The organism is Pedobacter alluvionis (assembly GCF_003664035.1).
GTDB classification, from domain to species: Bacteria; Bacteroidota; Bacteroidia; order Sphingobacteriales; family Sphingobacteriaceae; genus Pedobacter; species Pedobacter alluvionis.
Genome location: NZ_RCCK01000010.1, coordinates 220,425 through 235,685, shown reverse-complemented (window position 1 = coordinate 235,685; position 15,261 = coordinate 220,425). Strand labels below are relative to the sequence as shown.

5 protein-coding genes are annotated in these 15,261 nt (G+C 41.3%); 2 read left to right on the top strand and 3 right to left on the bottom strand.

Features of this window, described 5'->3' with window-relative positions:
* The first annotated feature begins 13 nt into the window (after window positions 1-13).
* Window positions 14-1,966, top strand: a complete 1,953-nt coding sequence (locus tag BCL90_RS01205; RefSeq protein WP_121282144.1) for a glycoside hydrolase family 97 protein — start codon at window positions 14-16, stop codon at window positions 1,964-1,966.
* A gap of 493 nt (window positions 1,967-2,459) precedes the next feature.
* On the opposite strand, the gene BCL90_RS01200 is transcribed toward BCL90_RS01205, so the two are convergent.
* Window positions 2,460-5,993 (bottom strand): family 43 glycosylhydrolase, encoded by a 3,534-nt coding sequence (locus BCL90_RS01200; RefSeq protein ID WP_121282143.1) that lies wholly within the window; start codon window positions 5,991-5,993, stop codon window positions 2,460-2,462.
* Between the two features lie 528 nt (window positions 5,994-6,521).
* Between BCL90_RS01200 and BCL90_RS01195 the strand changes: the two genes are divergently transcribed.
* Window positions 6,522-9,584: a beta-L-arabinofuranosidase domain-containing protein gene (locus BCL90_RS01195; protein WP_121282142.1), complete on the top strand. Its 3,063-nt coding sequence runs from the start codon at window positions 6,522-6,524 to the stop codon at window positions 9,582-9,584.
* Between the two features lie 445 nt (window positions 9,585-10,029).
* Here BCL90_RS01195 and BCL90_RS01185 read toward each other — a convergent pair whose 3' ends face one another.
* Both BCL90_RS01185 and BCL90_RS01180 read right to left on the bottom strand, forming a co-directional pair.
* Entirely contained in the window at window positions 10,030-11,940 is a 1,911-nt protein-coding gene (locus tag BCL90_RS01185) for a RagB/SusD family nutrient uptake outer membrane protein (RefSeq protein ID WP_121282140.1), read from the bottom strand.
* A gap of 35 nt (window positions 11,941-11,975) precedes the next feature.
* Window positions 11,976-15,029 carry a SusC/RagA family TonB-linked outer membrane protein gene (locus BCL90_RS01180; protein ID WP_121282139.1) on the bottom strand — a complete coding sequence of 1,018 codons (3,054 nt, stop codon included), beginning with the start codon at window positions 15,027-15,029 and terminating at the stop codon, window positions 11,976-11,978.
* Window positions 15,030-15,261: the final 232 nt, after the last annotated feature.

The window sequence follows — 15,261 nt, the reverse complement described above, 5'->3', positions numbered from 1 at the left end:
CAAATCTTTAGCTATGAATTATTTTAAAGGCATTTTACTGGTAATGGCATTGGTTGCCAGCCACGTGTTATCTTTTGCCCAAGACCTTAACGTTACAAGTCCGGATCAGAAATTGATGGTTAAACTATATTTAAACGAGGGCAAACTTTATTACAATGTAGTATTACAGGGAAAAGAAATGATTGAGCGATCTCCTCTGGGACTTCGCGGGAGCCAGATAGATTTATCGTCTGGTCTTAAGCTAACCGGTAAACAATTACGACGAATCGATGAACGTTACAATGAACCAAAAATCAAGATCAGTAGTGTAAACTACCAGGCAAATGAGCTCATCTGCAAGTTTGAGAATGCCAAAAAGAACCAGATAGAAGTAGTATTCCGTGTGAGCAATAACGACATTGCCTTTAGATATCAGGTTCCTCAGACCGGTGAAGCTGCAAGCTTTGTCATTGAAGAAGAATTGAGCGGATACAAATTTCCGGCAAACACCACTACATTTTTAAGCCCGCAGGCTACCCCAATGATTGGCTGGATGAAAACCAAACCCAGCTATGAAGAAGAATATAACCGCGATCAGGCCATGGGCGTTCCTTCAAAATATGGCATAGGTTATACTTTTCCCGCCCTTTTCCATTTGGGGAATGATGGCTGGGTATTACTCTCAGAAACTGGTGTAAATTCACTATACTGTGGTTCCAGACTAAGCGAAGGCACTAAAGATGGAAATTACAAAATTGCTTTCCCGGAGAAGGGAGAAAATAATGGCATCGGTAGTGCAAATCCAACGATATCATTACCCGGCAGTACGCCCTGGCGTACCATTACTGTCGGGCGTACACTTAAACCAATTGTTGAAACTACTGTTCCATTCGATGTTGTAGCGCCACAGTATGCCGCATCGAAGAACTATACCTTTGGCCGATCTACCTGGAGCTGGCTGTTATGGCAAGATGAAAGTATTAATTTCGAGGATCAGAAAAAGTTTATCGATCTTTCTGCAGCAATGGGTTATGAGTTTGTACTGATTGATAACTGGTGGGACACCAAGATCGGACGGAAAAAAATTGAGGAACTGGTTGCCTACGGAAAAGAGAAAAAAGTTGGTATTTCCTTATGGTATAACTCTAATGGTTTTTGGAATGATGCCCCACAAGGCCCTAAATATAAAATGAATACAGCCTCGGCAAGAAAACAGGAAATGGCGTGGATGCAGCAGATTGGTGTGAAAGGAATTAAGGTAGATTTCTTTGGTGGCGACAAACAGGAAACCATGAAACTTTATGAAGATATTTTATCTGACGCCAACACTTTTGGCTTAACGGTAATCTTTCATGGCTGCACAGTGCCTAGAGGTTGGGAAAGAATGTATCCAAATTATGTTGGAAGTGAGGCGGTATTGGCATCAGAGAACCTGATATTTACCCAACATGCTAATGATACGGAAGCCATCAATGCCAGCCTTCATCCCTTTATCCGAAATGCTATAGGCGCAATGGATTTCGGACCAGTTCTTTTAAATAAGCGCCACAACAAGAAAAATGACGGAGGAACAATTAGAAAAACAACAGAAACTTTCCAATTGGCAACCGCTATTCTTTTCCAGAATCCAGTGCAGAATTTTGGGATCACCCCAAATAACCTCAGCGATGTTGCGCCTCATGTGATCGATTTTATGAAAAATGTGCCCACAACCTGGGACAATACTGTTTTTCTTGATGGATATCCCGGAAAATATTGTGTATTGGCACGTCGCCATGGAGAAACCTGGTATATTACAGCTATAAATGCTGAAACTACGGAGAAAACAATCGACATTTCGCTGCCAATGTTATCAGGTGCTGAAATTACCTTATACTCGGATGCCGATGACCGTTCACCTCAAATAAAACAGCTGAAATTAAACAAGGCAAAACAATTAAAACTAAAGCTTTTACCAGGCGGAGCAAATGTAATCGTGGCAAAATAAAATAGCGCTACAGGAAGGCGGAATAGAATGGTCATCATCTCCGGAGGGGTAATTGATTTTATAAAAATAAATATGAGTGACGTATAATTGTCTTCTCTTGTCCTAGGCCGCGGTCTTGCCTCGGCTCGCCGCCGCCGAAGGGCTCTTTCTTTTTGGTGTCAAAAAGAAACAAAAAACACCGGCTGAAAATTTTTCTTTCGAAGCCAGTGGGATGGCTTTGTCAGTGGAGCCCGAAAAATTTGTTAGGCCGGATTTAAGTAGAACGGAGATACGGTGCTACGGCCTAGCTATAAGGAAATGCATAGGTTCCGCAAGTCGCTCATTAATAAATAATTGCAAAACAACATCTATGGTATCGTAATCTTAGGGCATTTATTTGCAATTTATTAATCTCAAGGAGTCTTCGACTACGCTCATACTGACCAAACGCGGCGCTTAACTTAACGACAAATTTGGTCAGCCACTCTCAATAAAAATTAGTTATTTGTCTCTTTTATTTCTTTTGGATAATCTTAAAATCACTGAATGATGCATAACCGGAAATATCACCATAGGTAGCATGATAAACACCCACCTCTAAAACTCCGCTACTCATATCATCTCTTTTTATCGGACTGCCGGGAAGATTTACCCAGGTCTTTCCATTATGGCTGCCACGCATAAAAAATAGATTTCCCTGCCTTTGTATTTGTAAATGACGATAAAAAGCCCATCCTGCCAGGTTATTCAACTGTTTGCGTTCCGCGGAATTAAAATCAGTTACGATGTTTCCGATACCCCAGCCTGGCATAACGCCATTTTGTACAAGCTTTGCCACACTTGATGGCTCTTTAACCATTATACCAGCCTCATTTGCGCCATAAGCTTTCTTTTGGTTCAGCCCTAACATGTCAGACAGCACCACCTCGGCAGTAAAATCGCCTTCCACCTTGTTGTAAGCAAATGGACCTGTTGCTATTGATCCATCCCAAAATGTATTGTGCGAGACCAACTTTAATACTCCGGAATGCTGGGCAACGGTGTCCGCATTTCCAATCAAACCGTCCCAGGAAGTTCCTTTCAAACCATCTGCGCTTGCCGGAACCGACAATGCCGTTCCATGTTGCTTTCTGATTACAAAAAGTGCAGAATCTGTTGTAACAACGGAAGGCAAAGAGGTTTGGGTAACATTACCAAAGTTATCTCTAACCTTTACAGTGTAAGTATAGCGCTTTTCTGGCTCAACAGTAAAATCAGTATAAACTGAAGACCTTAACCATTTTTGCGCACTTTTATCCTCATTATTTTTAAAAAGGTACTCAAAATTGGTCCCCGGCAATACTGGTTTATCCGCAGCCATATCAACCATATTTGGCGTAACAGCTGATGGTTTAGAGGCGAATGATGCATTTGTGAGGTGGTTATTTAGTGTCTGTTTCCAAAAATCAAATTCCATCTTACAGCTGCTATCATCAAGGCCATAATTCAACACAGAAATTGAAGATATGGCTACTGAAGTCCCTTCCATTGCAGATCCGATTAAAATACGCTGATCTTTTTGCCTTTTAGAGGCATCGGTATTTCCGGCTAATTTACCATTTACAAAAATCTTGAATTTCCCTTTGTAATACGTACAGATCACCTGCTGCCACTTTCCGGTTCCTGCTATCCTGGCGATTTTATTTCCTTTGCCGAAAAATAAATCTGTTTTTGAACCGGCTTGCGAATACAATGAAAAAATGGCACTGAAAGGTTTTGAAAAGTCTGGTGTTTCAGCCATTTCATTGCTCAGAAGCAATTTACCATTACTGTGCAATACCACCGCTATTTTCCCATTTACATCAGCAACTTCTGCCTTTCCGCTAATTACAAGTACCCCCAAAGCAGCCCCGTTGTTTGTCCATCTATCTAAATTGCCATAGTCGAGATTTTTCGCCTCTACATGTAGCACGGTATTATTGCGCAGCCCTTTTTGATAGGCCGCTTTAATTTCTTCATGGCTTAGCGGCACATCATAAATTTTTAATGAAGCCAATGCGCCGGAAAATCCTGCACTTCCATCTTCATTTCCGCCGATTAGAAAATGTTTGAGGTTATTGATAAAAAGCATCCTTCTTTCGCTCCTATCCAATTCTCCGTCAACATAGATATGTTCCATTGTACCATCAAAAACAATACTGATCAGGTGCCATTCATTAGCTTTTGGCAAATGCTTGTATCCTAAATCTGCCCATCCCAGATGCGTTATTGCACCTGCAGTTTTACTATTCCCATAACCAACGGCAGCATTACTTAAATTAACCCCTCCCCGCCCTGTCCACGAAATAATGGTTTCTTCTTTATCAATCTCCGGATTTAAAACCCACATACTTACACTATAACTGCTGTTTCCAAGCAGAGACTGTGGTGCAGGAATTGATGAAGATAAGCGCTCCTGACCAGTAAAAATCAATGCTTTTTTACCTCCGATCATGGAGGTAACGGGTTTAGTTATTCCACCAGCCACAAAATTTCCTCCCAACTTTCCTTTATTTTGAACGTTTGCTACAACGCTGCCTGTACGGAGATTATCTAATGCCAGGTCTACTAATAAACCTTTTGGTTCAAAAGCTTTTAAAGGTTGCCATTTTTTAATTTTGGTATTCATTACCGGATGATATTCCGCATCATCGAAAACCTTAATATTCCATATCGCTTTATTCAATCCCGGATATTCAGTCTGTAAAACCATTGTACGAAGATACCTCGCCTTAATATTTCCGAAATCAATCATCGGGCTCCCATGTTGTGTATTTCTACTGCGATCGGCATAAATTTTCCATGTTTTCCCGTCAAGCGAATACATGATCTTATATTGATAGTACCAGGTGGCGTATTCAAACTGCGTATGGATACTTTTAACATGCTCTATTTTTCCCAAATCTACCTGCACCCAGGCAGGCCCTACATTGCTTTTGCCTTTCCATAATGTTCCATTATGATCATCAAAGGCAAATTCAGCTTTAAAATTTTCATCATAGCTGGAGGATGCGGACACTTTTTTACCTAGTGCTAAATTTGGATGTGGATTGGCATTTTTTGCCAGATAACCGATTCCGGTGTGTGTAGGTAAAATCTTAAGTATATTCCCTTCATCATCAAACTGCATTTTATCTACAGCAACCTGCCTGTGGTAACCGCCATCATTATGCGGATTATTATGCCGGTGATAAACCAGGTAAAAATCATCACCTTGCTGCAATACAGATTGATGTCCTGGCCCGTGCACCGTTCCGTCTTTATTTGTAGCTAAAATCGGGTTATTAGCGGCATATTTAAAAGGTCCCATCGGGTTGGTTGCCGTTGCATACTGAACCCTGTAAGTGCCATCCTCACAATAACCAGAAGAATAGGTTAAATAATAAATTCCTTTTCTTTTAAACACAAAGGGTGCTTCGAAAAACTCTTTTGCATCAGTATTGGGAATCTGCGCCAGCCTGGAAAAGGATTTCATATCTTTATTTAAAAGACCAACTCCACAGCCATGGTTGGGATAAATGCCCCAGGTACCCCAATACATATAATACTGGCCATCATCATCTTTAAAAGTCTGTCCATCAAGCGTAATCACATTTGGCACCATAAAATTAGATACAATCGGTTTACCTTTAGGCAATAGCGATGTCCAGGGACCAACAGGTGTATCAGCTGAAGCACCAAAAATCTCAACAGGCTGGCAGTAATATAAATAATACTTACTATCAGCACCCTGAGTTACATCTGGCGCCCAGTAGTAGTGCGTGGTTGGCCAGTTCATATCCTGAATGGTCCAATTCACAAAATCTTTAGATGTCCATACTTGAGAAGGACCGAAACCACCACCGTTACCATCTGTTGTAGCATATATATAATAGGTATCTCCGAACTTCTTTACTGTTGGATCTGCAAAATAACCCGGTATAATTGGATTTCCATGTAGCACAGCCTCCTTTGCAGATTGCGCCAGTACCATTTGAATAGTAGAACACAACAGGAATAAAATGAATGGCTTTAGATATTTTTTCTTCATGGTTAAGTGTTACGTCAGGAGTTTTGGAAACGGCTGTTATAGGTCTGCATGTAAATATAAACGAAGTAAACCCCAGATTACCGTTGTATATTAATGCATAGTATCAATATTTTAACCTTTTGTATCTGGAAATAGCAGTCTGAATAACACCATACAAAAAAGATCAAAGGGAATCAATTCATGTCACTATCGGGATCCCTGGCATAAAATAAGGTTAAAATATGCACAATACCTGCAATTTATAGCGATTTATTCCTTACTCCTTTTGCTTAATTTTATCTTTAGGAAAAGTTCATTTTTAACTTCATGAACATGATCGCCAAAAAACTTAATAATTAAAAATAGCATAAACAGATACATTTACGGGGAGCATCATCATATAGAATTGTCATCGCTAGTTTATAGACCTGCCATAACATCACCTGAGGCATTTCGATACATCGCCAAACTCAGTAAGGTTTAGCGCAGGGTAACAACGCTCAGGGAAACTTATTTTATGATACAACCTCATTATTGATAATAGAAAATATGAAAATTTACAAAGTGCTCCGCTCCATTCTATGTCTTGCAGTTTTTATATCGGCAAGTAACACCGTTCTGGCGCAAAATGGTGATCAGATCCTTGATGGCATCGGTGAAACAGGAATGAGTGCACGGTATATCTTTAATGGAGATTTAAAAGACTGGTCAAGAAATAATCTGCATGCCAAATTTCAGGGCTCCAACCCAGAGTTTGTTAATGATAATCGTTTTGGAAAAGTTTTATCGCTTTCCGGGCACGACAATTCCTTTGTTACAATTCCATCAGAGGCACTGGCTGATGTTGAATCACTCAGCATATCCGGATGGATCTACTTACGGTCGGGCCAGGTTGGGCAATCGTTTTTTGATTTCGGAAAGGATGCCGGCAAACATTTTTTTGCAGCACCAATAGGTACAAAAATCCGGAAAGGTTTTCTGGCGCAGCTAAAAGCGAATGAGCGCAACAGCAAGGAAGCGGTTTCGGCAGCAATTGAAATGAACAAGTGGGTCTATCTTACGGTAGTCATCGATGCGCCTTCAAAATCTATGAGCACTTATGTAAATGGCAAGCCTGTAGCCGAAGCAAAAAATATCACACAAGAACTGACGGCCGTATTTGATCAGCAATCAAAAGACAAAAAATTGCTCTATATCGGAAAATCGATGTTGCCAGACGCGCCTTATCTTAATGCCATGTTGCACGATTTCCGCATTTATCGTATTCCCCTTACCGGCAGACAGATTGCCGGGATTTACAACAATTCGCAGAAAGGCGCGCAGCAGACTGCGGTGAATGTCGGTAAAAGTGAAGACGATCTTCCACGCTTTAACAAAGACAAGGCACAGCTTTACAATACTTACCTCACGCATGTTGCGGATATTGAAATAGAAACAGCAGTTGGGAATTTACCGCGATTACCAGGTTACCTTCCAGGGACTTACAAGAACGGATTAAAAGGCCCAAAAGTACGGGTGTTGTGGCCTTCTGACATAAACAATACGGCTGTTCTCAAACCAGGAAAATATACCGTAACCGGCCGGGTTTCCGGAACAGATTTTAAACCAAAAGCATTTGTTACCATAAATGCGTCAAAAGAGCAGATCACTCCGGTTTCAAATCTGGAGGCTTTTCATCTGGACCAGGTTTCACTTAAAACCGATGCGCATGGACACGAAACTAAATTTATCGAAAACCGTGATAAATTTATCAGAACATTAGCCCAAACCGATCCAAATTCCTTTTTGTATATGTTTCGCCACGCTTTTGGTCAAAAACAACCTCAAGGTGCAGAACCCTTAGGTGTATGGGATAGTCAGGATACTAAATTAAGAGGGCATGCTACAGGCCATTACCTTTCTGCCATTGCACAGGCTTATGCCGGTACAGGTTATGATAAGGCACTCCACGCTAATTTCGCGAAAAAGATGGACGATATGGTCAATACGCTTTACGAATTATCGATGTTATCAGGAAAGGCACAAAATGCAGGCGGCCCCTATGTATCCGATCCTACAGCTGTTCCGCATGACCCCGGCAAATCGGATTTTGATTCAGACCTTAGCGATAAGGGCATCCGCACTGATTACTGGAACTGGGGGAAAGGATTTATCAGCGCTTACCCTCCCGATCAATTTATCATGCTGGAAAAAGGAGCTAAATACGGCGGACAGAACAACCAGATCTGGGCACCTTATTATACCTTGCATAAAATCCTGGCGGGCTTAATTGATGTTTACGAAGTAAGCGGCAATAAAAAAGCCCTCGAAATAGCGGCAAACATGAGCGACTGGGTATATGCCCGTTTAAGCCAGTTGCCACAAGAAACGCTCATCAAGATGTGGAACACCTACATTGCCGGTGAATTTGGCGGGATGAACGAGTCGATGGCCCGGATGTACAGCATCACGGGTGAACAGCGCTACCTTAAAACAGCACAATTATTTGATAACATTAAAGTATTCTTTGGCGATACCGCACATTCGAATGGCCTGGCGAAAAATGTCGACAATTTCCGTGGGTTGCATGCCAATCAACATATCCCACAGGTGGTGGGAAGTATAGAAATGTATCGTGTTGCCAACAATCCTGAGTATTACAAAGTGGCAGATAATTTTTGGCACAAAATGGTGAATGATTACATGTATAGTATTGGAGGTGTTGCAGGTGCACGTAATCCGGCTAATGCCGAATGTTTTACTGCCCAGCCATCAACCCTGTACGAAAATGGTTTCTCTGAAGGGGGCCAGAATGAAACCTGTGCTACCTACAACATGCTTAAGTTAACGGGCGATCTTTTTCTCTTCGATCAAAAGGCAGAGTTGATGGATTATTATGAACGTGGCCTTTACAATCATATCCTGGCATCAGTTGCCGAAAAAAGTCCGGCAAATACCTATCACGTGCCGCTCAGACCAGGTTCTGTTAAACAATTTAGCAATCCGGATATGAAAGGCTTTACCTGCTGTAACGGTACAGCATTAGAGAGCAGTACCAAGCTACAAAATTCAATTTATTTTAAAAGCAAGGATAACCAGGCGCTTTACGTAAATCTGTATATCCCTTCTACACTAGACTGGAAAGCGCGCAATATAAAAATAGAACAAACAACAGATTTCCCAAAAGAAGACCACACCAAACTGACGATTAAAGGGAGTGGAAAATTTGACCTCAACGTGCGGGTACCGGGATGGGCAACCAAAGGTTTTTTTGTAAAAATTAATGGTAAAGAACAAAAGTTTACGGCCAGCCCGGGCAGTTACCTGAAAATTAGCCGCAATTGGAAAGATGGCGATATGATAGAATTAAAAATGCCATTCCAATTCCACCTTGATCCGGTTATGGACCAGCAGAACATAGCCAGCTTATTTTACGGCCCGATACTGCTTGCTGCGCAAGAGCCGGAAGCAAGAAAAGAATGGCGTAAAATCACCTTAAATGCACAGGACATTAGCAAAACCATTAAAGGCGATCCACAACAGCTAAGATTCACGATTGACAATGTTGCTTTTAAACCATTTTATGAAACATACGGCCGTCATTCTGTTTACCTGGATGTGACCTTAAAATAAGCAATTGGAGGAACAGTTCAGATCGAAATGATAAGATCGAACCCCGCGCATGGGCCAGATCCAAAGCCATTCTTTTAAAAGGCTCATCAAATATTCGTCTGCTCATATATTCAAATTTAAAGTTTAATGTTTAAATCTGACAAATAAAAACCTCCAGTCAAATGTAGCAATTCCAGTTTAACATTTTAAAGGTAAATAGTGGTGTAGAACCGTCTACATTACTTCGATCAGATAAAGTTGGCTTGTGTACAGAAAGTGGAGCGCTTTCCCATGTTAGCGGAGATAAAAAGGGAAACAATGTACCAACTTTAACCCTCAACACCATAAGCAATAACTTCCTACCGTTCTTACTAAATCTCAAAAGAGCAGTTTGGACTGGAATTCCGAAAAAAGCCCCATTTTGCAGATTGCAAAATGGGGCTTTTAACATGACAAAACTTAAATTTTACCACCCAAAATTTTGAACTAGTTCTTTATTCACATCAATTTCCCTTTGAGGAATTGGCATTAAATAATGGCGTTTCACGAAAACTCTGGTTTGGATCACTGTTTCTTTATAAAAAGCGGCCAATCCAGCTGCCTGACTTTGTGGATCAAGTCCAGTGGCAGTAAGTTCGGCTGTAGTAGGTCTAGCATTAAGACCATGTACAGGTCCATTATCCACAGTTTCTGCAATTAACCATCTTCTCACATCCCAAAAACGATGCCCTTCAAAAGCGAATTCGATACGTTTTTCATTCTGTACGCGATTTCTGAAACCAACTTGCGTATTATCTCCAGCTACACCCGCTACCGGCAAAGCTGGCATATTTACCCTAGCCCTCACCTTATTAATGGCTGTGAATGCTTCAGCATTTGGCCCTCCATAGTATTCATTTAAAGCTTCTGCATATGCCAGGTAAAATTCTGCCAACCTAAATATAGGATAGTTTCTCTGGGCGTCGGGCGAAGTCCACCAGTTCGTAGGGTCAACCTTCGGATCTAACCATTTACGTACATTGTAGCCACTAACGGTATAAGTACCTCCACTTTTTGGCCAAGCCTGAGAAACACCGTTATTGCTTCCCCAATAGGCTAACCTTATAGGGGTTTGGCTAGTGCGTACTGCCGCCCATTTGCTGTTATGGAAACTGATAGTCGCATAAAATCTTGGATCTCTATTTTTAAAACGATTAGATATGTTATCCAGGTAAACCCAGGCATTCGTTCCATCCCCGCCCCAAAACCATTCGGACCAAACACCATCTTTTTGGTAGCCAGAGCCAGGATGATTAATTGGAAATCCATTTTTCATCTCATAACTATCCACCAACTCTTGCAACGGACTATATTGACCCCAACCGCCAAACGGTCCGCCAAAAGCGTTTAATGACAAGTCTAACACTTTGTTTTTAGGTAAAGTGAAAGCTAATATTGTCTCTGTCCATTCGCGTGTGTTAAATATCGCCGCGTAGCTATTGATGTCATCATTTCCATATGCTCTGGGCAGAGCTACATTATTGTAATAATCTAACACCTTTTTAGCCGCATCTGCTGCTTTTTTCCATTTTTCCTTGTCATAAGCCGAACTAAACAAAGCCTTTCCATCTTTATTTTTAATGGACGCATAGGTTGGGTTACCATTGAACAAGGGACTTGCGGCGTACAACAGCGTTTTAGCTGCCAGTGCCAGGGCAGCGCCTTTGTTAACACGGCCAAGCTCTGCATCAGGATGTACAGTTAAAAGCATTGGCGCTACATCTTCGCATTCGCTTACAATAAAGCTCACCACCTCATCTACAGAGTTTCTCGCCACGGTCTTCAATTCTTCAGCATCCGCTACCGAATATGACTTGGTAATAATTGGTACACCGCCATATCTCTTAAGCAATTCAAAATAGAACATTGCCCTTAAAAACCTTGCTTCGGCTTTGTAGTGGGGTATTCTTGTCGCATAGTAAGTAGCCTGATCCCCAGGAATTGGCACTTGGTCTATGTTTTCCAAAAAGAGATTTGCTTTCCTGATCTTTTGGTATTGTTCTGTCCAATTTCCAAATGGATTATCCACTGTATTCCATGCACCATCATTATATTTTAAAGAGGGGAAACCAGCGCCCCAATGATGGAAGGATTCATCTGTAGCGGCCGTGATTTCATCTAGGGCCTCACCATTTGGACTGATCGCGGTCGGTAGCCCACTATAAAGGTTTGCTAATGCCCCGTTTGCATTATTAATGTTTCCCCAAACTTTATCCTCGGTCACCAGTTCATTCGGCACCACGTCAAGGTATTTCTTACAGGAAGATAATACAGCTAAACCCAATAATATAAAAACAATAGTGTTGAGCTTGTTTTTTTTGTTGAAATATATTTTCATATTCAATATAATTAAATTTTTTATTAATGCGACGACTATAATCCAAAGGTTATACCACCGTTAAATACACGTTGCTGAGGATAGTTTCTAGAATCATTTGGTGTTTCTGGATCTACAATTTTCATTTTATCCCAGGTATATAAATTGATCCCGTTCATGAATATCCTGGCAGTTCTAAGCCCAATCTTGTTTACAAGTTTTGTCGGAATGGTATAGCCCAATTCCACATTCTTTAGGCGCAGATAATCCGAAGACATTAGCCAGAAAGATGAAACCCTATGGTTATTGCTATTTGAAGCATAGGATAAACGTGGGTATTTGGCTTCTGGATTTGCTGGTGTCCAGTGATTATCCTTAATATCGCTCAATATACCCGAATCTCCTGAGAATGGCCACATTGCTGGTCCGGTTAGCCACACATTGCCGCCAAATGCACCTTGAAACAAAACACTCAAATCGAAACCCAGGGCATTAAAACCAAAGGCAAAACCCGCCATTTTTTCCGGAACAGAGTTCTTTCCTAAAAAGGCAACATCCAACTCATCGATCTTATTATCGCCATTCATATCTCTGTACTTGATGTCGCCAGGCTGTACAACGCCATAGCCCGATTGGTCCGGACTGCTGTTGATCTCTGCCTGTGATTGGAAAAGGCCTAAAGCGATTAACGAATACTGATCATTGATACTTCTACCAGTTCTTTGGATATAACTTCTTCCTGCCAAGGTAGGCTCATCCATCTCCAATATTTTGTTACGGGCAAAAGAGAAGTTTGCCTTAACAAAATACCCTAGTTTCATACTTCTTTTACGGTATTCCACAGCGACTTCAAAACCTTTATTCTCCACCGATCCCAGATTGACCAACGGCAAATTTGTAATACCCAAAAGCGAGGGCAAAGTACCTGGTTGTGCTAAAATATTATTCCTGCGTTCGTAAAACACATCACCGGTGAATGTCAGCGCATCTTTCCATAAACCTAAGTCCAGCCCTATGTTATACTTGTTTGCCTGTTCCCATGTTACGGTCTCGTTTCCGGTGTAGTCTTCGATCGACCCACCAAAGGAATTTCCATCATAATTTCTGCCGAACTGATAACCTGTTCCCCCTAGGCTCCATGTACTTTGATAAAGAAATCTTCTTCCTCCGATCTTATCGTTGCCCACAATTCCGGCAGAAGCCCTAAGCTTAAGTAAATTGATGAATTGAACATTATCCGCAAAAAAATCTTCGTTGGATATTACATAACCCACTGAAACTGACGGAAAGAAATCATAACGTTGACCCTTTGGAAAGTTCTCAGAACCATTATAACCAAAGTTCACCTCGCCCAAATATTTGTTTTTATAGGCATAGGTAGCACGCCCAACAAATCCGTTGTATTTAAACGGCAATCCCTCGATCGCTGCACCACTGCCAACAGCGGCAAAAAAGCTCTGCTGGGTGTATAAGAACATCCCGGTAACTGCATGGTCTTGACCAAAGATGCGGTTGTAATTGATATAGGCTTCTAAATTGGTCCTACGGTTACTATTTGCATTTACCTCATAACTTAGTACGTTATTACCATCACCAACTTTGGTATAGCTACCCTTGTTTAAATCGGTTTCCTGATCATTGCCCAAGGAATACTGGTAGGTAAAATATGCCTGTCTCCTCAGTATATTTCTGAAGTTGTAAGAATCAAAAGAAAGCCTGGCTTTAACGCTTAGCCCTTTGGTTATCCATGGCATATTCAAGTTGAAGCCCGCAGTAGCCTGCAAAGTATTTTGGAAGTTTCTCTGATAGCCACCAGCGGTTAATAAACCATAAGGATTATAGGGTTTCGCAGGTAGCATAGCTATTGTTCCATTCGGATTTGTCATCGGGTATAACCACGGCGGTGTAGATTGTAGAGCGTTGAATAAAGTTGCCGCACTATTTGGGGGATAATTATTATCAAATACGATAGCTCCCAAATTCAGCTCCATGCTAAGGTCTTTGGTAACGTCAAGATCGATGTTGGACCTAAAGTTGTATTTATTACTTACCGCCTGGATATTATAATCCTGTATCCGGTCCTCAAAATTATACTGTCCGTTTTGTTGGAGGTAAGAAATAGACGTAAAATAACGCACGCCCTTTGTACCTCCGCTAACGTTCAGGTTCCCTTGATTCATCCTTGAATTTGGCTTTAATAACTCTTTCAGCCAATTTACGTTCGGGTATAGATATTCGTAAGCTGGATGGCTACGGTCACGAAACTTATTCAAATATTCATCGGTATACTGCGAGAAATTCTGTTTATCGTTTTGCAATCCTACACGATAAAGACTTAAAGCATCATAGGAGTCAAGATAAGAAGGTAAACGGGTTGGTTCTTGAAGGCCTGTTTGTGCCGTAAAGGTAATTTGTGGCTTTCCCTCAACACCGCGACGGGTAGTTACCAATACCACACCATTTGCACCACGCACCCCGTAAATTGCAGTAGATGATGCATCCTTTAAAATGGAAATGCTTTCAACTTCATTTGCATCTATGCTAGAGAATGATCGCTCAACCCCGTCTACCAGTATCAGTGGAGCCTGACTTCCCGAAAAGGTCGCCATACCCCTAATCCATAATTGTGAGCCGTCAAATCCTGGCTCACCACTGTTCTGTACGGTAATTAAGCCTGGCAACCTACCAGCCAGTGCATTACTAAGATTGGCCACCGGACTTTGTTGAAGTTCTTTTGTGCCAATGGTGGCAATCGAGCCAGTAACAGTAATTTTCTTTTGCGTTCCGTAACCTACAACGACAACGTCCCCCAAAGCCTTGTTATCCTCTTGCAGGATAATGGTAACTGGGAGCTGATCAGAAGCGATTAATTCTTTGGTCGGAAAGCCAACAGCGCTTACCGAAAGGGTCACTTTTCCCTTGGCACTAATAGAGAAAGAACCATCATCGGCAGTAGAAGTACCAATATTTGTATTTTTTATTCTTACAGATGCGCCCGGAATAGGCAAACTATCTGTACCAAGCACCTTACCCTTGATGGTGCCTGTTTGTGCAAAGATCTTCAAGCAGAAGATCAAACTAATCGATAGAAATAGTAATCGTTTTTTCATAACATGGTTTAAGGTTAATTGTTAATTTAAATTAAGGTGGTTTTGGGCATAAATCCTGCGAGACGTTTCTCAGTCCAGCATTTGGTTTTCTGACTAAACATTAGAGGCTTGGTTAAGCCTAAGCAACGTTCTTTTCATTTTTAGGATACTTTCAATGTTAATTAAATCAGGATTATAAAGTGAAAAATTATTCAATAGCTGATGACATGTTAATGCCGTTATTGATCTGATC

Excerpts from the sequence above, each read along its gene's own strand:
- BCL90_RS01205 (WP_121282144.1), top strand. The coding sequence starts at position 14 with ATGAATTATTTTAAAGGCATTTTACTGGTAATGGCATTGGTTGCCAGC.
- BCL90_RS01200 (WP_121282143.1), bottom strand. The coding sequence starts at position 5,993 with ATGAAGAAAAAATATCTAAAGCCATTCATTTTATTCCTGTTGTGTTCT.
- BCL90_RS01195 (WP_121282142.1), top strand. The coding sequence starts at position 6,522 with ATGAAAATTTACAAAGTGCTCCGCTCCATTCTATGTCTTGCAGTTTTT.
- BCL90_RS01185 (WP_121282140.1), bottom strand. The coding sequence starts at position 11,940 with ATGAAAATATATTTCAACAAAAAAAACAAGCTCAACACTATTGTTTTT.
- BCL90_RS01180 (WP_121282139.1), bottom strand. The coding sequence starts at position 15,029 with ATGAAAAAACGATTACTATTTCTATCGATTAGTTTGATCTTCTGCTTG.